Consider the following 25865-nt stretch of genomic DNA (forward strand, 5'->3'; position numbering starts at 1 on the left):
GGTGGGCGCGTAACCGTCTCAACCGGGCAAGCCAGGAGGTTTCCGCGAGATTTCGCTACAACGCGTAAGGGCGGCCGCGATTACCAAGTTTTGGCAAAGCGCGGCCGCCGATGTCGCTAAATCAATGAGTGGCGACGCCTGTGTGACCGTCGGTACGGGCAGGTCAGAACAGCGCGCGAGCGAGGGCCGCACGCGCGGTCACAACGCGCGGATCCTCCGGGCCGATGACCTCGAACAGCTCCAGCAGCCGCACCCGCGCCGCGTCCCGGTCCTCACCGGCCGTGCGCCGGACCGTGTCCACCAACCGGCTGAAGGAATCCTCGACATGACCGCCGGCCATGTCCAGGTCGGCGACCCGCAACTGCGCGGCCACGTCGTCCGGACGGTCGGCGGCGTCCTTGCGCACCTTCCGGGCGTCCATGTCCTGCACCCGGGAGAGCAGTTCGGCCATCGCCAGGCCGACCTTGGCCTCCATGTTCGCCGGCTCGTCCGCCAGCTTGTTGCGGTACGCCTGGATGGCGCCGGGCAGATCGCCCGAGTCCAGCGCCTGCTGGGCGGCGGCCAGCACCGGGTCCTCCGGGGCCTGCGGCTCGGCCGGCTCGGCTGCGGCCTCCTCCTGCGGGACACCCTGCAGGCCGGTGATACCGAAGCGCTGCTCGGCGACCTGGACGAGCTGGTCCAGCGTGGCGCGGATCTGCTGCTCGGGGGCCGCCCCCTGGAACAGCGGCAGCGCCTGCCCGGCCACCACGGCGAAGACCGCCGGGATGCCCTGGACGCCGAACTGCTGCATCAGCATCTGGTTCCGGTCGACGTCGATCTTGGCCAGCAGCAGCCGGCCCGCGTACTCCTGGGTGAGCCGCTCCAGGAGCGGTGAGAGCTGCTTGCACGGCTCGCACCACTCCGCCCAGAAGTCGATGACGACCGGTACCTCGGCGGAGCGCTCCAGCACCTCCGCCTCGAAGTCGGCCTCCCCGACATCGAGCACCAGGCCGGCCGGCCCCGGCGCCCCGTTCCCCTCGGCGGCGCGGGCTCGCCCCTGCTCCGCCTTCTGCTTGGCCTCACCGGCCGCCTTCACCGCGGCGAGGTCGACGACTCCGCTCATGGACATGTTGCGTGGCTGCATGAGTCCAGTCTCCCCCCTTGCCGCGGCCTCGTGTGCAATGGTCGCCAGGTCCCCACCCGGCGGGTGATCGTCGCGGGGGTCATTCCGCTACGAGTCGTAGCGTAACTTGTGCGCCCCGCGCCCCCGCAAGACGCCCGCACCTCGGCGCGGAGTGATCCACCTCACTCTGCACCTCCCGTACCGATCGGTAGGGTCTGCGCATGGCCGTCCCCGACCCCCTGCCCTCAGCCCAGCGCCGCGGCCGCCCGCGCAGCGCCGCGGCCGACCGGGCGATCCTCGCCGCCACGCGCGCCGCGCTGGTCGAGGTCGGCTGGAGCAGGCTGACGATGGGCGAGATCGCCCAGCGCGCCGGAGTCGCCAAGACCACCCTCTACCGGCGCTGGGCCGCCAAGAGCGAGCTGGTGATCGACGCGGTCGCCGTCCTCTTCGACGAGTTGGAGCTGCCCGACCGGGGCTGCCTGCGCGCCGATGTGGAAGGGGTCGTGCTCTCCTTCGCGGCCCTGCTGCGCCGCCCCGAGGCCAAGACCGCGCTGATGGCCGTACTCGCCGAGTCCACCACCGACGAGGCACTCCGGCCCCGCATCCGCGAGGCGATCGTGGACCGCCAGAAGCGGCTGGTCCTGGACGGCCGCTCACGGGCGCAGCGACGCGGAGAGCTGCCTCCCGACCCGGCCGACCCCGGCGAGACCGCGCGCGTGGTCGACCTGATCTTCGATGTGATCGCGGGCGCGGTGGTGCACCGCTCGCTGGTGAGCGACTGCCCGGTGGACGAGGCGTGGGCCCGCCTGTTCACCACCCTGCTGCTGGAGGGGCTGAGCGCGGTCTCACCGCCGCCGGACGACAGGACGGAGCCGCCCGGCGGCGGAGGCCGGTAGCCGCCGGACGCGCAGGAGCCGGGACGCGGGAATCTGCGCCCCGCGCCCCGGCTCCCCGTGAGCCCGGCTCAGAAGACCGGCGGCTCGGTGTAGGTGCCCCACTCGTCCCGCAGGGCCCCGCAGATCTCCCCCAGCGTGGCCTCGGCCCGGACGGCCTCCAGCATGGGCGCGATCATGTTGCCCTCGCCTCGCGCGGCCTGCACGAGGGTGCTGAGCGCGGTGCGCACGGCCGCGTCGTCGCGGGCTGCGCGCCGGTCGGTCAGCGTCGCCACCTGCTCGCGCTCCACCTCGTGGCTGACCCGCAGGATCTCCAGGTCGCCGGTGACCGAGCCGGTGTGGCAGTTGACGCCGACCACCTTCTTGTCGTTCTTCTCCAGCGCCTGCTGGTAGCGGAAGGCGGACTCGGCGATCTCGCCGGTGAACCAGCCGTCCTCGATGCCCCGCAGGATGCCGGAGGTGATCGGGCCGATCGGGTGCTGCCCGTCGGGCACGGCGCGCCGTCCCCGCTCGCGGATCCGCTCGAAGATCTTCTCGGCGTCGGCCTCGATGCGGTCCGTGAGGTCCTCGATGTACCAGGAACCGCCCAGCGGGTCGGCGACGTTGGTGACGCCGGTCTCCTCCATCAGCACCTGCTGGGTGCGCAGTGCGATCTCGGCGGCCTGTTCGCTGGGCAGCGCGAGGGTCTCGTCCAGCGCGTTGGTGTGCAGCGAGTTGGTGCCGCCCAGGATCGCGGAGAGGGCCTCCACGGCGGTGCGGACCACGTTGTTGTAGGGCTGCTGGGCGGTCAGCGAGACGCCCGCGGTCTGCGTGTGGAAGCGCAGCCACTGCGCCTTCTCGCTCGTGGCGCCGTACACGTCGCGCATCCAGCGGGCCCAGATGCGGCGCGCCGCGCGGAACTTGGCGATCTCCTCGAAGAAGTCGAGGTGGGCGTCGAAGAAGAAGGAGAGTCCGGGCGCGAAGGTGTTGACGTCCAGGCCGCGGCTGAGCCCCAGTTCGACGTAGCCGAAGCCGTCGGCCAGCGTGTAGGCGAGCTCCTGCGCCGCGGTCGCCCCGGCCTCGCGGATGTGGTAGCCGGAGACGGACAGCGGCTTGTAGGCGGGGATGCCTGCCGCGCAGTGCTCCATCAGATCGCCGATGAGCCGCAGGTGGGGCTCCGGCTGGAAGAGCCACTCCTTCTGCGCGATGTACTCCTTGAAGATGTCCGTCTGGAGGGTGCCGTTGAGGACGGCCGGGTCGACGCCCTGCCGTTCGGCGGCGACCAGGTACATGCAGAAGACCGGGACGGCGGGACCGGAGATCGTCATGGAGGTGGTGACGTCCCCCAGTGGGATGTCCCGGAAGAGGACCTCCATGTCGGCGGCGGAGTCGATGGCGACGCCGCAGTGGCCGACCTCGCCCAGCGAGCGCGGGTCGTCCGAGTCCCGACCCATCAGTGTGGGCATGTCGAAGGCGACGGAGAGCCCGCCGCCGCCGGCCTCGAGGATCATTTTGTAGCGCTCGTTGGTCTGCTCGGCGTTGCCGAACCCGGCGAACTGGCGAATGGTCCAGGTCCGGCCCCGGTAGCCGGTCGGGTAGAGCCCGCGGGTGAAGGGGAACTCGCCCGGCCACCCGATCCGCTCGAAACCCGCGACGGTGTCGCCGTCCCGGGGCCCGTAGGCCGGCTCCACGGGATCGCCGCTGAGCGTGGTGAAGTCGGCGTCCCGCTTGCGCGCGGAATCGTAGCGCTCCTGCCAGCGGCGGCGGCCTTGTGCGATGGCGTCAGCATCCATACCACCGAATTTACTAGGACGTCCAAGTAAATGTCGATGACAAAGTGCCCGGTGTGGCCCACCCGACCCCGGCCGGAGAGCCGGAGCCGGCGGGCCCGGGAGCGGGCCGGGCCGCGCTCAGGCGCCGACCGGGGCCGCCGTCCCGCTCTTGACCAGCGGCGCGACCTCGCGGGTGACCTTGCGCTCGACGAAGAAGGCCGCAGTGGGGACAGTGCCTGCCAGCAGCACCCACAGCTGCTTGCCCAGCGGCCACTTCGCCTTCTGGCCCAGATCGAAGGCGAAGATCAGGTACAGGATGTAGAGCCAGCCGTGCGCGATCCCGACCACGCTGGTGAAGCCGTCGGCGCCGTCCATACCCAGCAGGTACTTGCCGATCACGCCGAGCGTCAGCAGAACGAGGAGCACAGCGGTGACGTACGCCATGACGCGGTAGCGGGTCAGCACGCTTTGTTTCATGGAAACGAGCCTAACCGCCGCTCCGGCGCGCCCCGCCACCGCCCTGGGCACCGCACGGGCCCCCGGCGGACGCGTCCCGCCGCTTCCCTACCTCCGCGGGCGGGGCCGGCTCAGCGCCCGGGCTCCTCGGGGAAGTCTCCGGCGGCCACCCGCAGCGGACGCAGCAGGGCGAAGATGTCACCGAGCTGCCCGACGTCGTAGGCGCCGAGGCCGAAGTCCATGGCCATCAGGTCCTCGGTGGCCGCGTCGCACACCTCGCGGCCCTTGTCGGTGATCGCCGCCAGGGTGCCGCGGCCGTCGTTCGGGTTGGGCCGCTTCTCCACGAAGCCCGCCGCCTGCAGCCGGTCCACGGTGTTGGTCACCGACGTCGGATGCACCATCAGCCGCTCGCCGATCTTCGACATCGGCAGCTCGCCCTTCTGCGAGAAGGTGAGCAGCACCAGGGCCTCGTACCGCGCGAACGTCAGCCCGTAGGGCTTGACCACCGCGTCGACCTCGGACAGCAGGATCTGGTGGGCGCGCATGATCGAGGTGATCGCGGCCATGGACGGGACCGAGCCCCATCGCTGCTTCCAGTGCTCATCGGCACGGGCGATCGGGTCGAACGTCAGACTGAGCGGCTTGGGCACCCTACGACCCTACCGGCCGGTCATGTACCGGCTGAAGCTGTCTCACCCTCCGGGCGATCCACACCACGCATCCGGTGCCCACGACGCCGGTCAGCGCGATGACGGTGTGCGCAGGCACCGCTTCGGCCAGCGCTCCTCCCAGCGCCATCCCCAGCCCCTGGGAACTCATCAGGCCCGCCGTCATCAGCGTCAGGGCCCGGCCACGCAGCTCCTCGGGGGCCGCGTCGAAGAACCACCGGTCCAGGCCCAGGGTGTAGCCGATGCCCGCGCCCGAGAGGCACAGCGCGGCCAGCGCCGGCAGCAGCCCGGGGCGCAGGACGAAGACGAGCAGCGGGAGCAGGAGCGTGCAGGCGAGCGGCAGGACCAGGCGCTCGCGGGCCGCCGGGGGCAGCAGCGAACCGACGGCCAACTCGCCCGCCACGCTGCCCACCGGCGCCGCGGCCAGCAGCAGACCCACCCCGACGGGCCCGGCCCCCAGCGCATCCGCGTACGGCGCCGCCAACCCCTCGGGGACGACCGCGAACAGCGGCGGAAGCCAGCACAGCAGCAGCAGCGCCCGCACCCGCGGATCGGCCAGCAGCCGGCGGGTGCCGCCGCGGGTGTGTGCGGCCGCGCGCACCGGCGCCGGCCGCAGCCGGGTGCCCGTCTGCAGGATCAGCGCGGAGCCCAGGAACCCGGCGACGGTGAGCACCAGCGCGGTGCGCGGCGCGATGACGACCAGCAGCAGCCCGGTGGCCGCGTTGCCGACGATCAGGGCGCTCTGCGCCACGACCCGCAACAGCGACCGGCCGAGCACGAACGCGTCCCGGTCCGGCAGGATCGCGCCCAGACCGGCCGCCCGCACCCCGGTGAACAGGGGCTGCACGAAGGCGGCCGCGGCCCGCAGCGCGAGCAGCAGCGCCACGTGCGCCCCCGGCAGCAGCATCGCGGCGACGCAGGCCGCGCTGAACACGTCGCAGGCGACCAGCACCCGGCGGGCGCTGAACCGGTCCGCCACCGAGGCCAGGGCGGCGCCGCCCACCGCGTTCGGCAGGAAGCCGAGCGCGAAAGTCAGGGCGCTCAGCAGCGGCGAGGAGGTCTCCGCGTAGATCATCACGGGCAGCGCGAGCCCTGCCACGACCGTCCCCAGCAGGGACAGCACATGCGCCGCGAACACGGCGCGGAACTCCGGCACGCGGAAGAGCCGGGCGTACCGCGCCCGCTGCGGGACCGCCTCCGGCCGTCCGCGGTCCGACGGGGTGCTCAGTTCGTTGTCCGGTGGCATGAACCGAGGCTGGACCACCCGGCCAGCGCCGGACAGGGTTTCGGCTACAGCCGAATCCGTCCGCGCCCGGTCAGCCCCCGTCGAGGTACCGGTCGACCGTCGCGACCTTCGAGGTGAGTCCGTCGGTGACGCCGGGCCGGATGTCGGCCTTGAGGACGAGCGAGACCCGGGGCGCCCGCGCCTCGACCGCCGCGACCGCCTGCCGTACGACGTCCATGCACGTCTCCCAGTCGCCCTCGAGCGAGGTGAACATGGCGTCGGTCCGGTGCGGCAGCCCTGACTCACGGACCACACGCACGGCGTCCGCGACGTACTCCCCCACGTCCTCGCCGACGCCGAGCGGGGTGACGGAGAAGGCGACGATCATGAGGTGGCGACGGTCCCCTTCTGCTCCTTGCGGGCGCGCATCGCGATCACCCCGGCCTCCTCCTCCTTGCGCAGCGACTTCTCGGCGAAGAAGCCGCCGGTCGGCAGGATCGACAGCACGAAGTAGAGGGCGGCCCGGCCCTTCTCCCACTTGGTGCGATTCCAGGCGTCGAGCCAGAAGATCACGTAGAGGACGAAGAGGAGACCGTGCACAGGTCCCATCACCTTCACCGAGCCCGGCCCCCAGCTGACGTCGGTGAGGTTCTTCGCCAGCGAGCAGACGATCAGGATCAGCCAGGAGATCGCCTCGGGCACGGAGGTGAGTCGCAGACGGCGCAGCGCTGAGACCGACTTGGGCGGCAGGCCGCTCGGGGTTTCCAGTATGGCCACGGCAGGATCCTCGGATTGATTGTGAAGGGAAGCACAAGCTCGTCCATTGTGGCAGCCCTGCAATGGATCACGGGTCGCAGGGTAGGTTCGTCGCGTGGCTCAGTTCCGACTCGACGGCACCAAGGTGCTGGCCGTCACGCTCGAGGGCGGCGGCGACGCGGTCAAGGCGAAGAACGGCTCGATGGTCGCCTACGACGGCGAGATGGCGTTCAAGAAGTTGAGCGGCGGCGGTGAGGGCGTGCGCGGCATGGTCACGCGGCGGCTCACCGGCGAGCAGATGACGGTGATGGAGGTGAAGGGCCGGGGCACCTGCTATTTCGCCGACCGGGCCTGCGACATCAACCTCGTCCGGCTGAACGGCGAGAAGCTGCACGTCGAGGCGAGCAACCTGCTGTGCACGGACAGCGGCCTGCGCACCGGCACCAGCTTCACCGGGCTGCGCGGGGCCTCCCAGGGCAACGGGCTGTTCACCACCTCCGTCGAGGGCACCGGCCAGGCGGCGCTGATGTCGGCGGGTCCCGCGGTGCTGCTGCGGGTCGGTCCGCAGACGCCGCTCCAGGTCGACCCGGGCGCCTACGTCGCGCACCAGGGGGACCTGCGGCAGAGCTTCCAGTCCGGGGTGAACTTCCGCACGCTGATGGGCGAGGGCTCCGGAGAGGCGTTCCAGATCCGGTTCGAGGGCTCGGGCCTGGTGTATGTGCAGCCGAGCGAGCGCAACACGCTGGGAGGGGACGTCTGATGCCGTTCCGCGAGCTGTCCGGCAAGCTGGTGGAGGCCCGCGTCGCCCCCGGGCAGCGGATGTTCAGCCAGCGCGGCGCGATGGTCGGCTACCGGGGCGAGGTCTCCTTCACGCCCGACCTCCACGGCGGCCAGGGCGGTGTGATGTCGATGATCGGCCGCCGGGTGGCGGGCGAGGCCGCACCGCTGATGACCGTGGAGGGCGACGGCACCGTGATGTTCGGCCACGGCGGCCACCACATCCAGGTGATCGACCTCGACGGCGACACGCTGTGCGTCGAGTCGGACCGCCTCCTCGCCTTCGACGGCACACTGCGGCAGGGCACCCTCTTCCTCGGCAGGGACGGCGGGGTGATGGGCATGGTGCGCGGCCAGGTCTCCGGCCAGGGCCTGTTCACCACCACGCTCTCCGGGCAGGGTTCGGCAGCCGTGATGGCGCACGGCGGCATCGTGCAGCTGCCCATCGCACCCGGCCGCCCCGTCCACGTGGACCCCCAGGCGTATGTGGCGCACTTCGGCGACGTACGCAACAAGCTGTCCTCGGCGCTGGGCTGGCGGGACATGGTGGGGCGCGGCTCGGGCGAGGCGTTCCAGCTCGAACTGTCCGGCAGCGGGGCCGTTTTCGTGCAGGCCAGTGAGGAGAAGCTGTGATGTCCCAGCCGCCGCAGGGAGGCGCCCCGCAGGATTACCAGGTGTACGACGCGGCGTCGCTGCCCGCGAACGACAACGTCAACCCCTACGCCTTCTGCGTCGAGCTGGACGGCCGGTGGTTCCTGCAGAAGGGGAAGATGATCGCCTACTACGGGCAGATCGACTTCCACGGCATCGGGCACGGGCCGCTGGACGGACTCGTCGCAAGCAGCTTCCACTCGCCGCTGCACGCCGCGGACTGGGTCGTCGCCCAGGGGCGCGGCAAACTGCTGCTGGCCGACCGCGCCTTCGACATCAACTCCTACGACCTGGAGGACGGCAATATGACCGTCCGGTCCGGCAACCTGCTCGCCTTCGACCCCTCCCTCTCGCTGAAGCAGTCGATCATCCCGGGATTCCTCACCCTGATCGGCACCGGCTCCTTCGTGGCCGCCTCGAACGGGGAGGTGCACTTCGTGGAGCCACCGGTGCGGGTCGATCCGCAGGCGCTGGTCGGCTGGGCGGACTGCCCCTCGCCGTGCCACCACTACGACCACCGTTACCTCAAGGGCGTCATGGGCGGGCTGCGCGCCATGACGGGGGTCGGCGGCGCCTCCGGCGAGGAGCACCAGTTCGAGTTCGTCGGAGCGGGCACGGTGCTGATCCAGTCGTCCGAGGTACTCATGGACGAGCGCGACACCGGTGCCGTCCCACAGCAGGCCGGGGTGCCCGGTGCCGGCCAGGGGGGCGACAGCGGCCACGGCGGGCAGCAGGGGCCGCAACTGCCGGGCCAGTTCGGCAGTCTCCAGCGCCGGCTGGGGCTCTGAACAGCTGTCCGGCAACGCTGCGGAGCCCGAATACCACGCGGTGTAAGCACGCCTGTACGAGCCTGGGTAAAGTCTCACGGTATGGACACCGATGACGGCACCCGTTGGCTCACCGAGGACGAGCAGCGCGCCTGGCGCACCCACCTCGACGTCGGCAGGCTGCTCAGCTACCAGCTCGAGCGCGATCTGCAACCGTTCGGGTTGACCCTCAACGACTACGAGATACTCGTGAATCTCTCGGAGTCGCCCGAGCACCGCATGCGGATGACCGACCTGGCCACAGCGACGCTCCAGTCCAAGAGCCGGCTGTCGCACCAGATCACCAGGATGGAGAAGGCCGGGCTGGTGCGGCGGGAGTCCTGCGAGTCGGACAAGAGAGGGCTGTTCGCCGTGCTCACCGAGCACGGCTGGGAGACCATGCGCATGGTGGCACCGCACCACGTCGCGTCGGTGCGGCGCCACTTCATCGACGGAGTCTCCCCCTCGGATCTCGCCCACCTGGAGCGCATCCTGCGTCCCATGGCGGAGAAGCTCCGCACCGAGCGGGGCCGCGTGTAGCGCTCCCGCACGGCCGGGCTCCACCCGTCGGCCTCAACTGTCGGCGAGCGGCAGCCGCAGGACGAAGCGGCCCCCTCCCCCGGAGGGGGCCGGTGCGCGCAGGGTGCCACCGTGGCGCTCCGCGACGTCCCGGGCGATGGCCAGCCCCAGTCCGGCGCCGCCCTCGTCGCGGGAGCGCGCGGCATCCAGCCGCACAAAGCGTTCGAAGATCCGCTCGCGGTCCGCAGCGGGCACGCCCGGTCCGTCGTCGAGGACCTCGACGACGAGGTCGCCGCCGTCCCGCCGCACCGAGACCCGCACCTCCGAGGCGGCGTGCCGCTGGGCGTTGTCCAGCAGGTTGGCCAGCACCCGCGACAACTGCCCGGCCGAGCCGCGCACTTCCCCGTCGGCCGGCGTCTCCGCCACCCGCACCGGATGCCGGTCCGCGCCCCGCTGGGCCACCTGCTCGCGCACCAGCGCATCCAGGGCGACCCGCCCTTCGGCGGGCCGCTCACCCGCGTCGAGCCGGGCCAGCAGCAGCAGATCGGCGGCCAGCGTCTGGAGCCGTACGGTGTCCGCCACGGCCTCGTCCAGATCGAGCAGTTCGGGGTGCGCGGCGGCGACCTCCAGCTGGGTGCGGAGCGAGGCGATGGGGCTGCGCAACTCGTGCGAGGCGTCGGCGACGAACCGCCGTCGGCGCTCCACGGACGTCTCCAGTGCCGCCAGCGTCTCGTTCGTCGTCCGGGCCAGCCGCGCCACCTCGTCCCGCGCGTCCGGTTCGGGGACCCGGCGGGCGAGGTCGGTACTGGCCGTGATCGCGCTCATCTCCCGCCGGATGCCCTCGACCGGCCGCAGCGCGCGCCGGGTCACCAGCCAGGTCACCCCCGCGACGACCAGCAGCAGCACGGGCAGCCCGGACAGCATGGCGCGGGTCACCGTGGAGACCGCCTCCTGCTGGGCACCGAGCGAGGCTCCGGAGTAGACGACGACGGGTGTGCCGTCCCCGGTGCGGCCCTGGACGGCGGCGACGTCGAACTCCTGGGTGCCGGTGATGTCCTCCTTGTCGTAGGTGACCTCGCCGTCGTCGTCCACCGGGAAGCTGAGCGTCCTGCTCTCGCTGTCCGCGTCCAGCTCCTCGGCCGCGCCGCCACGGGCGCTCTCGGGCTCCGGTCCCGCGTCGGAGTCGGATTCGGAGTCGGATTCGCTGTCCTGGTGCTCCGCTTCCTCGCCGGGCGGGTCGGGGCGCGCGAAACCGGCGATCGGACCGTGCCCGCGCAGCGGGTCACTGGCGCCGAGCACCCTGCCGTCCGCAGCCACGACCTGCACGGGCTCGTCCGCGTCGAGTCCGTCCGCCCGGCCCGCCCGCGTATCGGACAGGCCGGCAAGCTGGGCCGCGGTGCCACGTGCCGCGTTCTCGGCGGCGAGCCGGGCGGTGTCGGCGAGCCCGCCGCGGAGCGTGGCCACGACGAGGAAGCCCGCGGCGACCAGCGCGAGCGCCACCACCAGCGTGGCGCCGAGCGCGGCCCGCAGGCGCACGGACGCCCTACGCACCGCGGGCTCCCGCGGCGGCGTCGCCGAGCCGGTAGCCGGCCCCCCGCACCGTGCCGATCCGCTCCGCGCCCAGCTTCCGCCGCAGGGCGCTGACATACACCTCGACGATGTTCACATCGCCCTCGTAGGCGAAGTCCCAGACGTGATCGAGGATCTCCGACTTGGCGACGACCTCTCCGGCGCGGGTGGCCAGATACTCCAGGACGGCGAACTCCTTCGCCGTCAGCTCCACCTCCCGCTCGCCGTCCTGCTCGGCCACCGTGACGCGCTGCGCGCCGGGGTCGACGGTCAGCTCCCCGACCCGCAGGACGGCCTTGGCCCCGCGGGTGCGGCGGCGCAGCAGAGCACGTACCCGGGCGAGGAGCACGACGTAGGAGAAGGGTTTGGTGAGGTAGTCGTCGGCGCCGGTGTCCAGCCCCTCCGCCTCGTCGTACTCGCCGTCCTTGGCGGTCAGCATCAGTACGGGTGTCTCGTCACCTGCCGCCCGCAGCGCACCGCAGACGCGGTAGCCGTTCATCCCGGGCAGCATGATGTCGAGCACGATCAGGTCGTAGTCGTTCCCGGCCGCCATGTGCAGCCCTTCCGCGCCGTCGTGCACCACGTCCACGGCGAAGCCCTCGGCCATCAGCCCCCCGGCGAGCGACCGGGCCAGTCGCCGCTCGTCCTCCACGATCAGCAGACGCACACGGACAACCTTGCCAAATCGCGGCTGAAGAGGGCTTCAGGTAGCTTCAGCTTACGTTCAGCAACGGTCGGCCACCGTGGAGTCATCGAAAGCGAGAGCAGCGAACGACCCGAGGAGTCGAACGTCATGAAGCGCAAGGTCATCATCGCAACCGTCGCCGCGGCAGCCCTGGTCGGAGGGGGTACGGCCACGGCGTTCGGGGTCGCCGGCCACGACAGCGACCCGGCCGGTGCCTCGACGGCCGCCGGCTCGCCGCAATCGAACGGACGCGCGATCGATCAGGACGACGACCGCGGCGACCACGAGGACGGCAAGGGCGGCAGGAGCGGCGGCCGGGCCGGGGACGCCCGTACCGCGGAGGTCTCCTTCGGCCGTGCGGCCGAGGCCGTGCTGAAGGAGGTGCCCGGCGCCATCAGCGAGCTGGAGCTGGACACCGACGGCGACCGGCAGGTGTGGGAGGCCGACGTCCTCGCCGAGGACGGCACGTGGCACGACGTGAAGATCGACGCCAGCACGGGCGACGTCGTCAAGAACGCCGAGAACGCCGAGAGCCGGGTGGACACCCGGAAGGACGACGAGCGCTCCGTCGTCCGCTCCGCCGAACTGGACGCGGCCACGGCCGGCAAGAAGGCGGCCGCCGCGGCCGAGGGCGCCGTCACCTCCGTCGACCTGGACGACGACGGCCGGGACAAGGGCCGCTGGGAGGCCGAAGCGGTGGACGAGCAGGGCACGGAGCACGAACTCGTCCTCGACGGCACCTCGGGCAAGGTGCTGCACCACGAGACGGAGCGGGACGACGACTGACGGCGCCGTCCCGTTCCCCCGTCCGGGGTCAGGGCGTCACCCCTCGGTGACGCCCTCGACCAGTTCGTCGGCCGCGGTGTAGGGGTCCAGCGTCCCCTCGAGCACGCGCGCGGCCAGCGCGTCGAGCCGCTTGCCGCCCCGCAGCTCGCCGATCCGGCGGCGCAGCGCGGTGACCGCGATCGTCTCGATCTCCTTCGCGGCGCGCGCCGCGCGGCGCTCGGCCAGCACACCGCGCTCCTCCATCCAGCCGCGGTGCTTGTCCAGGGCCGCGACCATCTCCTCCAGCCCCTCCCCGCGCGCGGCCACGGTCCTGACCACCGGCGGCCGCCAGTCGCCGGGGCCGCGGGCCTCGCCCAGGCCGAGCATGTGGTTGAGCTCGCGGACGGTGGCGTCGGCGCCGTCCCGATCGGCCTTGTTGACGACATAGACGTCGCCGATCTCCAGGATCCCGGCCTTCGCCGCCTGAATGCCGTCGCCCATGCCGGGCGCGAGCAGCACCACACTGGTGTCCGCCTGCGCCGCGATCTCGACCTCGGACTGCCCGACACCGACGGTCTCGACCAGGATCACGTCGCAGCCCGCCGCGTCCAGCATCCGGATCGCCTGCGGAGCGGCCCAGGCCAGGCCGCCCAGGTGGCCGCGGGTGGCCATCGACCGGATGTAGACGCCCGGGTCGGAGGCATGCTCCCCCATCCGCACCCGGTCGCCCAGCAGCGCGCCGCCGGAGAACGGCGAGGACGGGTCCACGGCCAGCACACCCACCCGCCTGCCCTGCGCACGGTACGCGGTGACCAGCGCGGAGGTGGTGGTGGACTTGCCGACACCGGGCGACCCGGTCAGGCCGACCACGTAGGCGTTGCCGCAGTGGGGCGCGACGGCCGCCATGGCCTCGCGAAGCTGCGGGGAGGCTCCCTCGACGAGGGAGATCAGCCGCGCCACGGCCCGCGGCGCGCCCTCCCGGGCCGCCGCCACCAGCGCTGCGACATCCGCCATGTCAAACCGCTCCGTTCTGGGCTGTCACCGTCTGTTCGTTCCTCCTACCCGGTTGCGGCGGGATCTCCGCTCCGGGCCCGGCAGCGTCCCGCCGCGACCCGCCGCCGGCGGGCGGAGGACACCCGCCGGGGCGGCCGGCCCGGGAGAACCGGCTTCCCGGGCCACGGCGGGGAGCCGCCGTCAGGGGACGCGGATGAGCAGGGCGTCGCCCTGTCCGCCGCCGCCGCACAGGGCGGCGGCCCCCAGCCCGCCCCCGCGCCGCTTCAACTCCAGCGCGAGATGGAGGACCAGGCGCGCCCCGGACATCCCGATGGGGTGCCCCAGGGCGATGGCGCCGCCGTTCACGTTCACCTTTTCGGGGCTGATTTCCAGGTCCTTCATGGACTGGTACGCCACGGCCGCGAACGCCTCGTTGATCTCGACCAGATCGAGGTCGGCGACCGCGCGCCCCGCCTTCTTCAGCGCGTGCTGAATGGCGTTCGAGGGCTGCGACTGGAGCGAGTTGTCCGGCCCGGCGACGTTGCCGTGCGCGCCGATCTCGGCGATCCACTCCACCCCGAGCTCCTCGGCCTTCGCCTTGCTCATCACGACGACCGCCGCCGCGCCGTCGGAGATCTGGGAGGCGGAACCGGCGGTGATCGTGCCGTCCTTGGCGAACGCGGGCCGCAGCTTGCCCAGCGACTCGGCGGTGGAGTCGCCCCGGATGCCCTCGTCCTCGGAGAAGAGCACCGGGTCGCCCTTGCGCTGCGGGATCTCCACGGGGGTGATCTCCGCCTGGAAGAGCCCGTCGCGCTGCGCGGCGGCGGCCCGCTGGTGGGAGCGGGCGGCGATCTCGTCCTGCACCTGGCGCGGGATGCCCAGCCGCGTGTTGTGCTTCTCGGTGGAGGCGCCCATGGCCACGCCGTCGAAGGAGTCGGTCAGTCCGTCGTGCGCCATGGAGTCGAGCACCTCGAGGGAGCCGTACTTGTAGCCCTCCCGGGACTTGGGCATCAGGTGCGGGGCGTTGGTCATGGACTCCTGGCCGCCGGCGACGACGACGTCGAACTCGCCCGCGCGCACCAGTTGGTCGGCGAGCGCGATGGCGTCGAGCCCGGAGAGGCACACCTTGTTCACGGTCAGTGCCGGGACGTTCATCGGGATGCCCGCCTTGACCGCGGCCTGCCGCGCCGGGATCTGCCCGGCTCCGGCCTGCAGGACCTGGCCCATGATCACGTACTCGACCTGGTCGCCGCCGATCCCCGCCCGCTCCAGGGCCGCCTTGATGGCGAAGCCGCCCAAGTCCGCCCCCGAGAAGGACTTCAGCGAACCGAGCAGCCGCCCCATGGGCGTACGGGCTCCGGAGACGATCACGGATGTGGTGCTGCTGGGGGTGGGAGTCATGAGGAGGTTCCCTTCCGGGGGGAAGTTAACGAGGGTTACCACTCAAGATACTGAGCGGTACCACCCCCGGTCACCGGTCGGTGAGTGTGACCGTGCGCACGTTGCGTAACCGCGCGGAGAGCGCTGCACTGTTCCCCATGCTGACGCGTATCGACCACATCGGAATCGCCTGCCGGGACCTGGAGGCAACCGTCGACTTCTACTCTCGCACCTACGGCTTCCAGGTGTTCCACACCGAGGTCAACCAGGAGCAGGGCGTCCGCGAGGCCATGCTGCGGATCAACGGCACGGACGACGGGGGCGCCTCCTACCTCCAGCTCCTGGAGCCCATCCGGGAGGACTCGGCGGTCGGCAAGTGGCTGGCCAAGAACGGCGAGGGCGTCCACCACATCGCGTTCGGCACCGCGGACGTGGACGGCGAGGCGGAGGCCATCCGCGACAAGGGCGTCCGGGTGCTGTACGACGAGCCCCGCAGGGGCAGCATGGACTCGCGGATCACGTTCCTGCACCCCAAGGACTGCCACGGGGTGCTCACCGAACTGGTCACCGCGGCGACGCCGGGCGACGGGGGGCACTGAGTCCCGGCCCGCCACGCGCACCGGACCCCGGTCCGGCGGGGCACCGCGCGCCGTCCGGGCGACGGCGCGGCCCGCCCCGGGGGGACCGGCAGCCGGGGATCCGCCGTCCTCGTCCGCCGATCCGGTCACACTCCGCCACGCCCGGCACACTGCCCCGTACCCCCTGGACCCCAGCAGCACCAACGGACCACTGACGTCGGCTTCGAGGCCCGGTAGAGTGGCCCTTCGGCCGGGGCGGGCCCTCCCCACCCGCACGGAGATCTCCGGGCTGGGGGCTCGGTCCACGTTCCGCCGATGATCTGACACCATTTCCGGGAGACGTGTCCACTCAAGTCCGGGAGAGGGCTCGGATCATCTCCACGACTACCAGGGGACGGATGGGACCGCGCAGTGCGGGGCTACGACCGCTACGAGGCTGACGATCACCTCTCGCAGTTCGAGGCCGAGATGGAGCGGCTGAAGAAGGAGCGGGAGAAGGCCGTCGAGCATGCCGACGACCTCGGCTACCAGGTCGAAGTGCTGCGCGCCAAGCTGCACGAGGCGCGCCGCGCCCTGGCCACGCGCCCGGCGGGATACGACAATCTCTCCCACCAGGCCGAGCAGTTGCTGCGCAACGCCCAGCTCCAGGCCGACCAGATGCGCGCCGACGCCGAGCGGGAGCTGCGCGAGGCACGCGCCCAGACCCAGCGGGTGCTCCAGGAGCAGGCCGAGCAGCAGGCGCGGCTGGAGGCCGAACTGCACGCCGAGGCGGTACGCCGCCGCCAGCAGCTCGACCAGGAGCTGTCCGACCGCCGCGCGACGGTGGAGAACCACGTCAACGAGAACGTGGCCTGGGCCGAGCAACTGCGCTCCCGCACCGAGCAGCAGGCCCGCCGGCTGATGGAGGAGACCCGCGCCGAGTCGGAACAGGCGCTCTCCCAGGCGCGCGCCGAGGCGCAGCGGCTCACGGAGGAGTCGCGGCAGCGGCTGACCACCGAGGCCGAGCAGGCCCGCAGCGAGGCCGAGTCGATCCTGCGGCGGGCCCGCGCCGACGCCGAGCGGCTGCTGACCGCCGCCTCCACCCAGGCACAGGAGGCCACCGACCACGCCGAGCAGCTCCGCAGCTCCACCGCCGGGGAGGTGGAGAGCAGCCGCCGCGAGTCCGCCGAGCTGATGCGCGGCGCCGAGGAGCGGATGCGGGAGGCCGAGGAGGCCCTGCGCGAGGCCCGGGAGCAGGCCGCCGAGAAGCTCCAGGAGGCCGAGGAGGAGGCGGGCAAGCGGCTCAGCGACACCGAGTCGGTGAACGAGCAGCGCACCCGCACCGCCAAGGCCGAGGTGGCCCGGCTGGTGGGACAGGCCACCAAGGACGCCGAGGCCATCACCGCCGAGGCGGAGCAGGTCCGCGAGGACGCCAGGGCCGAGGGTGAGCGGCTGATCGCCGAGGCCCGCGAGAAGGCCCGCACCACCACCGCCGAGGAGTCCGCGAACCAGCTCGCCGAGGCGGCCCGCACGGCCGAGGACGTCCTCAACCGCGCCTCGGAGGAGGCTCAGGCCACCACGAAGTCGGCCGCCGAGGAGGCGGAGCGGCTGCGCCGGGAGGCCGAGGAGGAGGCCGACCGATTGCGCGCCGAGGCGCACGATGTGGCCGCGGAGCTCAAGGGTGCCGCCAAGGACGACACCAAGGAGTACCGGGCCAAGACGGTCGAGCTCCAGGAGGAGGCCCGCAGGCTGCGTGGCGAGGCCGAGCAGTTGCGCGCCGAGGCGGTCGAGGAGGGCGAGAAGATCCGCGGCGAGGCCCGCCGCGACGCCGTCCAGCAGATCGAGGAGGCCGCCAACCGGGCCGAGGAGCTGCTGGGCAAGGCCAAGGCCGACGCCGAGGAGACCCGCAGCGACGCCGCCACGGAGAGCGAGCGGGTACGCACGGAGGCGATCGAGCGGGCCACGGCGCTGCGCACCCAGGCCGAGGAGGCGCTGGAGCGGGCCCGTACGGAGGCCGAGGAGACGCGCACGGAGGCCGAGGAGCACGCCGAGCAGGCGCGCACCGAGGCGGACGAGGCCGCCCGGCGCACCCGCGAGGAGGCCGAGGAGGCGGTCCGCGAGCGGAAGGCCGAGACCGAGGCGGAGCTGACCCGGCTGCGCGAGGAGGCCGAGACCAGGCTGGCGGAGGCCGAGTCCGGGCTCGCCGAGGCGCGCGCCGAGGCCGAGCGGCTGCGCGAGGAGGCCAGGAGCGAGACCGAGCGGCTGCGCGGCGAGGCCGCCGAGCGGGCGCGCACGCTGCGCGAGCAGGCCGAGGAGGAGGCGGAGCGGCTGCGCACCGAGGCCGCCTCGGACGCCTCGCAGGCCCGCGCGGAGGGCGAGTCGGTCGCCGTCCAGCTGCGCAGCGAGGCGACGGCGGAGGCGGAGCGGCTGCGCGAGGAGGCCAGGACGACGGCCGACCGGGTGCGCGCCGAGGCGGACGCGGCGGCCGAGCGGACGAACGCGGAGGCCGCCGAGGCGCTGGGTGCCGCTCAGGAGGAGGCCGCCCGGCGCCGGCGCGAGGCCGAGGAGCTGCTGACCTCCGCCCGCGAGGAGGCGCACCAGGAGCGCACGGCGGCCCGCGAGCAGAGCGAGGAGCTGCTGGCGGCGGCCCGGAAGCGGGTGGCCGAGGCCCAGGAGGAGGCCGAGCGGCTGACGGAGGAGGCCGAGCGGCGCGCGGCCGAACTCGTCGCGTCGGCCGAGGAGACGGCCCAGCAGGTGCGTGACTCGGTCGCGGGCCTGCGCGAGGAGGCCGAGGAGGAGATCGCCGGGCTGCGGTCGGCGGCCGAACTCGCGGCGCAGACGCTGCGCCGCGAGGCGCAGGAGGAGGCCGACGCGGCCAAGTCGCTGGCCGAGCGCACGGTCTCGGAGGCGGCCGAGGAGGCCGAGCGCACCCGTGCCGATGCCCAGCGTGGCAGCGAGGAGTCCCGCGCGGAGGCCGACCGGCTGCTGGACGAGGCGCGCGAGGCGGCCGCCAAGAAGCGCGCCGAGGCCGCCGAGCAGGCCGACCAGCTCCTCGCCGAGGCCCGGCAGGAGGCGGACCGCACGCGCGGGGAGGCGGAGCAGTACAGCACGGAGACCCGTACCGGGGCCGACCGCTACAGCGCCGAGACCCACGCCGGAGCGGATCAGTACAGCCAGGAGACCCGCGCCGAGGCCGAGCGGGTCGGCGCCGAACTGCGGGCGAAGGCGGAGCAGTTCAGCGAGGAGACGCACGCCGCGGCCGAGCGGATCGCCGAGGAGTCCCGCGCGGAGGCCGACCGGCTGCTGGACGAGACGCGAGAGACGGCCGCCAAGAAGCGCGCCGAGGCCGCCGAGCAGGCCGACCAGCTCCTCGCCAAGGCCCAGGAGGAGGCGCTGCGCACGCAGGCCACCGCCGAGGAGCAGGCGGACTCCATGGTCGGCGCCGCACGTGGGGAGTCCGACCGGCTGGTGACCGAGGCGCAGGCCGAGGGCCGGGAGCTGGTCGAGAGGGCCCGCTCGGACGCGGACACCATGCTGGAGGAGGCGCGCAGCGACTCCGGGGCGATCCGCGAGCGCGCCGAGGAGTTGCGCACCCGTGTCGAGGCGGAGGTCGAGGAGCTGCACGAGCGGGCGCGCCGGGAGGCCGCCGAGGCGATGCAGTCGGCGGGTGAGCGGTGCGACAAGCTGGTGGCGGCGGCCGAGGAGCAGCTCGCCGAGGCGCGGAAGAAGGCCGAGGAGGTGCGTGCGGACGCCGATGCCGAGGCGGGCAAGGTGCGTATCGCCGCCGTCCGGAAGGCCGAGGGGCTGCTGAAGGAGGCCGAGCAGAAGAAGGCCGCCATGCTCCAGGAGGCCGAGCGGATGCGGGAGGAAGCCTCGGAGGAGGCCCGGCACACGGTCGAGACGGGGCAGCAGGAGCTGGATGTGCTGATGCGCCGTCAGGAGGACATCAACGCGGAGATCTCCCGGGTCCAGGACGTGCTGGAGGCGCTGGAGTCGTTCGAGACGCCGGGGGCGGCGTCAGCGGCCGGGGCGGACTCCGGAGCGGACTCCGGGGAGGATTCCGCTTCCGGCTCCGGCGGCGGCTCGGGGTCCGGCTCGGGGCGCGGCGCGGGGTCCGGCCGGAAGGGCGGACGTGACACCGGCGCAAAGGGTGGTGTGACAGCGGGCGTTGGCGCTGGTACAACTCGTTCGAGTGGCAAGAGTTCGGAGAGTTAGCCACTCGAACGAGGGCACATTCTCCAGATCAAACCCGCATAAGCTCGATGACACGCCGCTTCGGCCCCTAGGATTCCCTCTATCACTCCCCCGTCTGATAACCCGTCTGACTCGACAGGAACCCCATGAGCGACACTTCCTCCCCCTTCGGCTTCGAGCTCGTGCGGCGTGGCTACGACCGCGGGCAGGTGGACGACCGCATCACGAAGCTCGTCGCCGACCGTGACAGCGCCCTGGCCCGTATCACCTCTCTGGAAAAGCGCATCGAGGAGCTGCACCTCGAAACGCAGAACGCCCAGGCTCAGGTCAACGACTCGGAGCCGTCGTACGCCGGGCTGGGCGCCCGTGTCGAGAAGATCCTCCGACTCGCGGAGGAAGAGGCCAAGGACCTGCGTGAGGAGGCCCGTCGCGCCGCCGAGCAGCACCGCGAGCTCGCCGAGGGCGCCGCCCAGCAGGTGCGCAACGACGCCGAGGCGTTCGCCGCCGAGCGCAAGGCGAAGGCCGAGGAAGAGGGCTCGGGCATCGTCGACAAGGCGAAGACCGAGGCCGCCTCGCTGCGCAGCGAGGCCGAGAAGGACGCGCAGTCCAAGCGCGAGGAAGCCGACTCGCTCTTCGAGGACACCCGTGCCAAGGCGGCCCAGGCCGCTGCGGACTTCGAGACGAACCTCGCCAAGCGGCGCGAGCAGTCCGAGCGCGACCTCGCCTCCCGGCAGGCCAAGGCCGAGAAGCGGCTGGCCGAGATCGAGCACCGTGCCGAGCAGCTCCGGCTGGAGGCCGAGAAGCTGCGCACGGACGCGGAGCGGCGCGCCCGGCAGACCGTCGAGACCGCGCAGCGCCAGGCCGAGGACATCGTGGCGGACGCCAACGCGAAGGCCGACCGGGTGCGCAGCGAGTCCGAGCGCGAGCTGGCGGCCCTCACCAACCGCCGCGACAGCATCAACGCGCAGCTCACCAACGTGCGCGAGATGCTGGCCACGCTCACCGGCGCGGCCGTGGCGGCCGCGGGGCAGCCCGGCGCAGAGGAAGCCACCGACGAGGAGGCCGCGGGCCGCTCGGTGCCGGCTCAGCAGTCCCGCTGAGCGTCCGCGCCGGAGGCGCCGTCGTCCTCCGTCGCGTCCGCTGTACGACGCGCCCGTATGACGCGCCCGTACGCCGTTCCCGCCGCGCGGGGCCGGTGGGGTTCCAGCAGCCCCACCGGCCCCGCGCGGCGTATGTATATCCGCATGTATGACATACCGCGCTCCGCTGACCGGCCACACCAGGAGCGATGCGTTTCGCGTGTGTGGGTGATGTGCGGATAATGCGCACGAGTGGCGGGAGCGAGGACCGGCCTTTAGCGTCGAAGAATGATCGAGTTGCGGGATCTCACGAAGAGATACGGTGACAAGCTGGCCGTCGACGGACTCAGTTTCACCGTACGTCCCGGTACGGTCACCGGATTCCTGGGCCCGAACGGCGCGGGCAAGTCGACGACCATGCGCATGGTGCTGGGGCTCGACGAGCCGACGCGGGGCGACGTCCGGATCGAAGGGAAGCGCTACCCGGAGCTGCGCGAGCCGCTGCACAGCATCGGCGCGCTGCTGGAGGCCAAGGGGGTACACGGCGGGCGCCGGGCCCACGACCACCTGCTGTGCCTGGCCCAGTCCAACGGCATCCCCGAGCGCCGGGTCGGCGAGGTGCTGGAGATGGTGGGCCTGCAGGAAGTGGCACGCAAGCGGCCCAAGGGGTTCTCGCTGGGCATGGGGCAGCGGCTGGGCATCGCGGCGGCGCTGCTGGGCGACCCGCGCATCCTGATGTTCGACGAACCCGTCAACGGCCTGGATCCGGAAGGCATCCACTGGATCCGCACGCTGATGCAGCAACTGGCCCGGGAGGGCCGGACGGTGTTCGTCTCCAGCCATCTGATGAGCGAGATGGCCCAGACCGCCGAGCATCTGGTCGTCATCGGCCAGGGCAAGCTGCTGGCGGACACCTCGATGTCGCAGTTCATCGCCGAGAACTCGCGTACCCACGTACGGGTCCGCACTCCGGAGCCGGAGCGGATGCGGGACCTCCTCACCGAGGCCGGGCTGCGCCCGGTGCCGGGTGCGGAGGGCGCCCTGGAAGTGGACGACGGAGACGCGCCCCGGATCGGCGAACTGGCCGCCGAGCACGGCGTGGTGCTGCACGAGCTGAGCACCCAGCGGGCCTCCCTGGAGGAGGCGTTCATGCGGCTGACGGCCCAGAGTGTCGAATACCACGCCGCCGCACCCGGCGGCGCACCCGCCCCGCCGGTGCCGCAGGAGGGGACGGCGCCACATCCGGGCGGCGCGCAGAGCCCTCCGGGCGCGGCCCAGCCGCCCGGGGCGTGGGGCGAGGACTGGCAGCAGCGCCCGGACCGGGGCCGGGAGCGGAAGGGGCGCCGAGGATGAGCCACAGCACGCGGGTACTCAAGTCCGAGTGGACCAAGGTCCGCTCCGTCCGCTCCACCGTCTGGACACTGGCCACCGCGCTACTCGTCTCGGTCGGTCTCGGCGCCCTGATCTGCGGGGTGACCGCGTCCACCTTCGACGACATGTCCCGCTCGGAGCGGGTGACGTTCGACGCCACCTACACCAGCTTCGCCGGGATGGGCATCGGGCAGCTCGCGATGATCGCGTTCGGCGTGCTGATCGTCTCGGCCGAGTACAGCACCGGCATGATCCGCAACTCGCTGGCCGCGGTCCCGCAGCGGGGCACGTTCCTGTGGAGCAAGGTGCTGATCGCCGGGGCGCTGGTCCTCGTCGTCGGGATGGTCACCAGCTTCTGCGCGTTCTTCCTCGGCCAGGCGCTGCTCGGCTCGCACGGTGTGGGCATCGGCGACGAGGGCGTGCTGCGCGCCGTGGTCGGCGGCGGTCTCTACATGGCGCTGATCGCGATGTTCGCCGTGGGGATCACCTTCGTGCTGCGCAGCCCGCTGCTGGCGTTCGCGATCCTGATGCCGTTCTTCTTCCTGATCTCGAACATCCTGGGCAATGTCGAGGCGACCAAGAAGGTCGGGCAGTACCTCCCGGACCAGGCCGGGACGACGGTGATGGCCGTGGTGCCGGACACCCTGAACCGGCCGTACGGGCCGTGGGAAGGGCTGCTGATCATGGTGGCCTGGACGGCGGCCGCACTGCTGGCGGGCTTCTTCGTCCTCAAGAAGCGGGACGCCTGAACCCCGCCGGACACGGGCTCCGGACGCCGGCCCGGGCGTGCGCGGCTTCGGCATACGCCGTCCCCCCGCGTGCACTGCCCCTCGGCGCGCGCTGCGGGCTGGGCGTGCGCTGCCCGGGGCGTGCGCATTGCCGGGGGCGCCGTAGGGAACCGATTGCCCGCCCCGTAGCCTCCTAGCCCATGTCCGGGGGCGAACGAGCCCCGAACTGCGTCCAGGGGCAAAGGATGATCGAGGCGTACGGCCTGACGAAGCGCTACGGCGCCAAGACGGCCGTCTACAACCTGTCCTTCCAGGTGCGGCCGGGGGCCGTGACCGGGTTCCTGGGGCCCAACGGCTCCGGGAAATCGACCACGATGCGCATGATCCTGGGGTTGGACACACCGACGTCCGGCCGGGTCACCGTGGGCGGCCACACCTTCCGCGGCCTGCCCAACGCCCCCCGCCAGGTCGGTGCGCTCCTCGACGCGAAGGCGGTGCACGGCGGGCGCAGCGCCCGCAACCATCTGCTCTCCCTCGCCCAGCTCTCCGGCATCCCGGCCCGCCGGGTGGACGAGGTGCTGGGCGTGGTGGGACTGCAGGACGTCGGCCGGAAGCGCTCCAAGGGCTTCTCGCTGGGCATGGGCCAGCGGCTGGGCATCGCCGCCGCGCTGCTCGGCGACCCGCAGGTGCTGCTCTTCGACGAGCCGGTCAACGGCCTGGACCCGGAGGGCATCCTGTGGGTCCGCAACCTGATGCGGCAGCTCGCCGCCGAGGGCCGGACGGTGTTCGTCTCCAGTCATCTGATGAGCGAGATGGCCCAGACCGCCGACCACCTCGTCGTCATCGGCCGCGGCCAGTTGATGGCCGACATGTCGGTGCGGGAGTTCATCGAGCACAACTCCATCGGTTTCGCGCGGGTGCGCACCCCCGACGGTGAGCCGGAAGCGCGGGAGAAGCTGCTGACGGCGCTGCAGGAGGCGGGCGGCCAGGCGCAGCCCGAGGAGGACGGGGCGCTGCGCGTCACCGGACTTCCGCTGCCCCGCATCAGCGATCTGGCGCACGGCGCCGACGTGCGGCTGTGGGAGCTGTCGCCGCACCAGGCGTCGCTGGAAGAGGCGTACATGCGCCTCACGCAGGGCTCGGTGGACTACCGCTCGACGGCCGACATGCGCTCCGGCCTGCAGCAGCCGATGGGCGCGCCGGGAGCGGCCGGCCCCGGCGCGGTGCCGCCGCAAGCGGCCGCGGTACCGGGAATGGCGGCGGCGCCGCAGATGCCGCCGGCGCCGCAGGGTGCCCCGCACCCCGCTCCGTACGGTCCCCCGCAGCAGGGCGCTCCGATGCAACCGGGCGCCCCCGCGCCGCAGGGCCCGCCGCCCGCGGTCCCGCCACAGCCGCGCGCCCCCGAGGGCGGCACGCTCCAGATGCGGGCGCCGCAGGCCCCGGCGGGCGGTCCGGGCACCCCGAATCCGTACGCGACCGACAGCCCCGCGCCCCCGGTCGGTGACCCGCCCGGCACCGCCCCCGGCAGCGCGAAGAACGAAGGCGAGGACGCCTGATGAGCATCCAGCAGCACGACGGCCAGGCGGCTCCGGGCGCGCCGCAGCAGCAGGCGGCGCAGGGGAACTGGCCGAACGGGATCGCCCCCTACAGCTCGCCCATCCCGATGGCGCGCACCCACCTCGGCCACGCGCTGGTCTCGGAGTGGACGAAGATCCGCACCGTCCGCTCCACCGTGTGGACCCTCAGTGTGATGTTCGCACTCGTCGTCGGGATCGGTTTCCTGACGGCGCTGGCGCTGAGCGGTGACGACTACACCGGCCAGCCGCTGCTGGCCGGCGGCCTGTTCGGGCTGATGCTCGGGCAGATCTGCGTCATCACGCTCGGCGTGCTGGTGGTCACCTCGGAGTACGGCACCGGCATGATCCGTACCACCCTCACCGCCTGCCCGCAGCGCGGCAGGGTGCTGCTGGCCAAGGCGGCGGTCTTCTTCGGGCTGGCCTTCGTGACCACGACGCTGGCCTGTGCGCTCACCGCGCTGATCAACTCCGCGCTGCTGGGCGACCAGACCCGTCCCTCGTACGTGAGCGCCGAGGACTTCAGCGGGTCCTTCGAAGGAGGGAAGGTCGTCGCCTCGAGCGGCGAATGGCTGGGCGCCACGGTCGGCGCGGGCCTCTACGTGGCACTGCTGGGTCTGCTGTCGCTGGCGGTGGGCGCACTGCTGCGGCACTCCGCGGGCGCGATCACCACGATGCTGGGCGTGGTGCTGCTGCCGCTGGTGATGGCGCTGTTCATGGTGGGCGAGGCGCTCCAGGACATCCGCAGGATGCTGCTGGAGTACTCGCCCCTCAACGGGCTGGCCTCCCTCTACCGGATCCCGATGAGCGAGGACCAGGACGCGACCGGGTGGCCGCTGCTGGGCGGCTTGGCGGTCGTCACGCTGGTCGTGCTCGCGGCGGCCTACGCGCTGCTCAACAAGCGCGACGTGTAGCAGGCGCGCAGCGGCGCCCCGCGCGGGACCCGCTGCCGTCCGCGTATCCGCGTCAATAGCGCGGCGCGTTGCGGGACCGCTGGAGCCTGGCGCTCCGGCGGTCCCGTGCGTTCCAGCAGGCGCGGTGCCAGTGCCGGCGGTCGGCGACATCACCCTCCACGGGCCAGACGACCACATGCGGGACACCGGGCGGGATCTCCTGGTCGCAGCCGGGGCACCGGTAGTGCTTGACCGCGGCGCCCCCGCTTATCTGCCGGACGGCCCACTCCTCGCCCTGCCAGTCCTCCGTGCGCTGCAGTCCGAACCGCTCCCGCCCCTCGCGCTCCCCGCCGGCGGAAGTCCCGGATCCGGTGCGGGCGGCCTTGGCTGACTTGACGGCGCCGCTGCGGGAGCGGTTACGACGCGGGGACACGGGGGCACCTCGGGGGTCGACGGCGGTGGGCGCGTGCCCG

At 72.6% G+C, this 25865-nt stretch carries 25 protein-coding genes; 13 read left to right on the forward strand and 12 right to left on the reverse strand.

From position 1 onward, the window contains the following. Window positions 1–163: 163 nt before the first annotated feature. Complete coding sequence (locus tag P2424_RS23795) at window positions 164–1123, reverse strand: tetratricopeptide repeat protein (protein WP_276477761.1); 960 nt, start codon at window positions 1121–1123, stop codon at window positions 164–166. A gap of 200 nt (window positions 1124–1323) precedes the next feature. Between P2424_RS23795 and P2424_RS23800 the strand changes: the two genes are divergently transcribed. Next, the gene (locus P2424_RS23800; RefSeq protein ID WP_276477762.1) at window positions 1324–1998 is read left to right on the forward strand and encodes a TetR/AcrR family transcriptional regulator; all 675 of its coding nucleotides are present in this window, start codon (window positions 1324–1326) and stop codon (window positions 1996–1998) included. 68 nt (window positions 1999–2066) lie between these two features. On the opposite strand, the gene P2424_RS23805 is transcribed toward P2424_RS23800, so the two are convergent. The 6 genes from P2424_RS23805 to P2424_RS23830 all read right to left on the reverse strand — a co-directional run bounded on the left by P2424_RS23805 (window position 2067) and on the right by P2424_RS23830 (window position 6845). After that, window positions 2067–3767 (reverse strand): methylmalonyl-CoA mutase family protein, encoded by a 1701-nt coding sequence (locus P2424_RS23805; protein WP_276477763.1) that lies wholly within the window; start codon window positions 3765–3767, stop codon window positions 2067–2069. Between the two features lie 117 nt (window positions 3768–3884). Beyond that, window positions 3885–4223 carry a DUF3817 domain-containing protein gene (locus P2424_RS23810; RefSeq protein ID WP_276477764.1) on the reverse strand — a complete coding sequence of 113 codons (339 nt, stop codon included), beginning with the start codon at window positions 4221–4223 and terminating at the stop codon, window positions 3885–3887. Between the two features lie 110 nt (window positions 4224–4333). After that, window positions 4334–4852 (reverse strand): MarR family transcriptional regulator, encoded by a 519-nt coding sequence (locus P2424_RS23815; protein WP_276477765.1) that lies wholly within the window; start codon window positions 4850–4852, stop codon window positions 4334–4336. A 1-nt stretch (window position 4853) separates the two neighbouring features. Then, window positions 4854–6116, reverse strand: coding sequence for an MFS transporter (locus P2424_RS23820; RefSeq protein WP_276477766.1), 1263 nt, complete (start codon window positions 6114–6116; stop codon window positions 4854–4856). A gap of 70 nt (window positions 6117–6186) precedes the next feature. Beyond that, on the reverse strand, window positions 6187–6483 hold the full coding sequence (locus tag P2424_RS23825; RefSeq protein ID WP_276477767.1) for an MTH1187 family thiamine-binding protein: 297 nt from the start codon (window positions 6481–6483) through the stop codon (window positions 6187–6189). Beyond that, entirely contained in the window at window positions 6480–6845 is a 366-nt protein-coding gene (locus P2424_RS23830) for a DUF3817 domain-containing protein (RefSeq protein ID WP_037785248.1), read from the reverse strand. The genes P2424_RS23825 and P2424_RS23830 overlap by 4 nt, the downstream gene beginning before the upstream one ends. Before the next feature lie 121 nt (window positions 6846–6966). On the opposite strand from P2424_RS23830, the gene P2424_RS23835 reads away from it, so the two are divergent. The 4 genes from P2424_RS23835 (at window position 6967) to P2424_RS23850 (ending at window position 9625) form a co-directional block, all read left to right on the forward strand. Continuing rightward, entirely contained in the window at window positions 6967–7611 is a 645-nt protein-coding gene (locus P2424_RS23835) for an AIM24 family protein (protein ID WP_276477768.1), read from the forward strand. After that, window positions 7611–8261, forward strand: a complete 651-nt coding sequence (locus P2424_RS23840; RefSeq protein ID WP_276477769.1) for an AIM24 family protein — start codon at window positions 7611–7613, stop codon at window positions 8259–8261. Before P2424_RS23835 ends, P2424_RS23840 begins: the two co-directional genes overlap by 1 nt. Beyond that, entirely contained in the window at window positions 8261–9067 is an 807-nt protein-coding gene (locus P2424_RS23845) for an AIM24 family protein (protein ID WP_276477770.1), read from the forward strand. The genes P2424_RS23840 and P2424_RS23845 overlap by 1 nt, the downstream gene beginning before the upstream one ends. An 81-nt stretch (window positions 9068–9148) precedes the next feature. Next, the gene (locus tag P2424_RS23850) at window positions 9149–9625 is read left to right on the forward strand and encodes a MarR family transcriptional regulator (protein ID WP_276477771.1); all 477 of its coding nucleotides are present in this window, start codon (window positions 9149–9151) and stop codon (window positions 9623–9625) included. 33 nt (window positions 9626–9658) lie between these two features. On the opposite strand, the gene P2424_RS23855 is transcribed toward P2424_RS23850, so the two are convergent. Beyond that, complete coding sequence (locus P2424_RS23855) at window positions 9659–11155, reverse strand: ATP-binding protein (protein ID WP_276477772.1); 1497 nt, start codon at window positions 11153–11155, stop codon at window positions 9659–9661. Further along, window positions 11148–11840, reverse strand: coding sequence for a response regulator transcription factor (locus P2424_RS23860; RefSeq protein WP_276477773.1), 693 nt, complete (start codon window positions 11838–11840; stop codon window positions 11148–11150). The genes P2424_RS23855 and P2424_RS23860 overlap by 8 nt, the downstream gene beginning before the upstream one ends. A gap of 126 nt (window positions 11841–11966) precedes the next feature. Here P2424_RS23860 and P2424_RS23865 point away from each other — a divergent pair, with 126 nt between their 5' ends. Further along, entirely contained in the window at window positions 11967–12644 is a 678-nt protein-coding gene (locus tag P2424_RS23865) for a PepSY domain-containing protein (protein WP_276477774.1), read from the forward strand. Between the two features lie 36 nt (window positions 12645–12680). Here P2424_RS23865 and meaB read toward each other — a convergent pair whose 3' ends face one another. Next, window positions 12681–13637, reverse strand: coding sequence for a methylmalonyl Co-A mutase-associated GTPase MeaB (gene meaB, locus P2424_RS23870; RefSeq protein WP_276477775.1), 957 nt, complete (start codon window positions 13635–13637; stop codon window positions 12681–12683). 180 nt (window positions 13638–13817) lie between these two features. Next, window positions 13818–15017: an acetyl-CoA C-acetyltransferase gene (locus P2424_RS23875; protein ID WP_276477776.1), complete on the reverse strand. Its 1200-nt coding sequence runs from the start codon at window positions 15015–15017 to the stop codon at window positions 13818–13820. 137 nt (window positions 15018–15154) lie between these two features. Here P2424_RS23875 and mce point away from each other — a divergent pair, with 137 nt between their 5' ends. The 7 genes from mce to P2424_RS23910 all read left to right on the forward strand — a co-directional run bounded on the left by mce (window position 15155) and on the right by P2424_RS23910 (window position 25413). Beyond that, window positions 15155–15595: a methylmalonyl-CoA epimerase gene (gene mce / locus P2424_RS23880; protein ID WP_276477777.1), complete on the forward strand. Its 441-nt coding sequence runs from the start codon at window positions 15155–15157 to the stop codon at window positions 15593–15595. 390 nt (window positions 15596–15985) lie between these two features. Then, window positions 15986–19768, forward strand: a complete 3783-nt coding sequence (gene scy / locus P2424_RS23885) for a polarized growth protein Scy (protein WP_276477778.1) — start codon at window positions 15986–15988, stop codon at window positions 19766–19768. A gap of 125 nt (window positions 19769–19893) precedes the next feature. After that, window positions 19894–20847 carry a cellulose-binding protein gene (locus P2424_RS23890; protein WP_019354647.1) on the forward strand — a complete coding sequence of 318 codons (954 nt, stop codon included), beginning with the start codon at window positions 19894–19896 and terminating at the stop codon, window positions 20845–20847. Window positions 20848–21114: 267 nt separating this feature from the next. Next, window positions 21115–22179: an ATP-binding cassette domain-containing protein gene (locus tag P2424_RS23895; RefSeq protein ID WP_276477779.1), complete on the forward strand. Its 1065-nt coding sequence runs from the start codon at window positions 21115–21117 to the stop codon at window positions 22177–22179. Beyond that, window positions 22176–22946: an ABC transporter permease gene (locus tag P2424_RS23900; protein ID WP_276477780.1), complete on the forward strand. Its 771-nt coding sequence runs from the start codon at window positions 22176–22178 to the stop codon at window positions 22944–22946. The genes P2424_RS23895 and P2424_RS23900 overlap by 4 nt, the downstream gene beginning before the upstream one ends. A 224-nt stretch (window positions 22947–23170) precedes the next feature. Further along, a complete protein-coding gene (locus tag P2424_RS23905) occupies window positions 23171–24481 on the forward strand; it encodes an ABC transporter ATP-binding protein (protein WP_276477781.1) in 1311 nt (436 codons plus the stop codon). Continuing rightward, window positions 24481–25413 (forward strand): ABC transporter permease subunit, encoded by a 933-nt coding sequence (locus P2424_RS23910; protein WP_276477782.1) that lies wholly within the window; start codon window positions 24481–24483, stop codon window positions 25411–25413. Before P2424_RS23905 ends, P2424_RS23910 begins: the two co-directional genes overlap by 1 nt. 52 nt (window positions 25414–25465) lie before the next feature. Here P2424_RS23910 and P2424_RS23915 read toward each other — a convergent pair whose 3' ends face one another. Then, window positions 25466–25825: an ATP/GTP-binding protein gene (locus P2424_RS23915; protein ID WP_276477783.1), complete on the reverse strand. Its 360-nt coding sequence runs from the start codon at window positions 25823–25825 to the stop codon at window positions 25466–25468. Window positions 25826–25865 lie beyond the last annotated feature (40 nt).

The organism is Streptomyces sp. WMMB303 (genome assembly GCF_029351045.1).
Classification (GTDB): Bacteria; Actinomycetota; Actinomycetes; order Streptomycetales; family Streptomycetaceae; genus Streptomyces.

Bases quoted from the DNA above. Each gene is read 5' to 3' on its own strand.
- P2424_RS23795 (WP_276477761.1), bottom strand. From the start codon at position 1,123: ATGCAGCCACGCAACATGTCCATGAGCGGAGTCGTCGACCTCGCCGCG.
- P2424_RS23800 (WP_276477762.1), top strand. From the start codon at position 1,324: ATGGCCGTCCCCGACCCCCTGCCCTCAGCCCAGCGCCGCGGCCGCCCG.
- P2424_RS23805 (WP_276477763.1), bottom strand. From the start codon at position 3,767: ATGGATGCTGACGCCATCGCACAAGGCCGCCGCCGCTGGCAGGAGCGC.
- P2424_RS23810 (WP_276477764.1), bottom strand. From the start codon at position 4,223: ATGAAACAAAGCGTGCTGACCCGCTACCGCGTCATGGCGTACGTCACC.
- P2424_RS23820 (WP_276477766.1), bottom strand. From the start codon at position 6,116: ATGCCACCGGACAACGAACTGAGCACCCCGTCGGACCGCGGACGGCCG.
- P2424_RS23825 (WP_276477767.1), bottom strand. From the start codon at position 6,483: ATGATCGTCGCCTTCTCCGTCACCCCGCTCGGCGTCGGCGAGGACGTG.
- P2424_RS23840 (WP_276477769.1), top strand. From the start codon at position 7,611: ATGCCGTTCCGCGAGCTGTCCGGCAAGCTGGTGGAGGCCCGCGTCGCC.
- P2424_RS23845 (WP_276477770.1), top strand. From the start codon at position 8,261: ATGTCCCAGCCGCCGCAGGGAGGCGCCCCGCAGGATTACCAGGTGTAC.
- P2424_RS23850 (WP_276477771.1), top strand. From the start codon at position 9,149: ATGGACACCGATGACGGCACCCGTTGGCTCACCGAGGACGAGCAGCGC.
- P2424_RS23865 (WP_276477774.1), top strand. From the start codon at position 11,967: ATGAAGCGCAAGGTCATCATCGCAACCGTCGCCGCGGCAGCCCTGGTC.
- meaB (WP_276477775.1), bottom strand. From the start codon at position 13,637: ATGGCGGATGTCGCAGCGCTGGTGGCGGCGGCCCGGGAGGGCGCGCCG.
- P2424_RS23875 (WP_276477776.1), bottom strand. From the start codon at position 15,017: ATGACTCCCACCCCCAGCAGCACCACATCCGTGATCGTCTCCGGAGCC.
- mce (WP_276477777.1), top strand. From the start codon at position 15,155: ATGCTGACGCGTATCGACCACATCGGAATCGCCTGCCGGGACCTGGAG.
- P2424_RS23890 (WP_019354647.1), top strand. From the start codon at position 19,894: ATGAGCGACACTTCCTCCCCCTTCGGCTTCGAGCTCGTGCGGCGTGGC.
- P2424_RS23895 (WP_276477779.1), top strand. From the start codon at position 21,115: ATGATCGAGTTGCGGGATCTCACGAAGAGATACGGTGACAAGCTGGCC.
- P2424_RS23900 (WP_276477780.1), top strand. From the start codon at position 22,176: ATGAGCCACAGCACGCGGGTACTCAAGTCCGAGTGGACCAAGGTCCGC.
- P2424_RS23905 (WP_276477781.1), top strand. From the start codon at position 23,171: ATGATCGAGGCGTACGGCCTGACGAAGCGCTACGGCGCCAAGACGGCC.
- P2424_RS23910 (WP_276477782.1), top strand. From the start codon at position 24,481: ATGAGCATCCAGCAGCACGACGGCCAGGCGGCTCCGGGCGCGCCGCAG.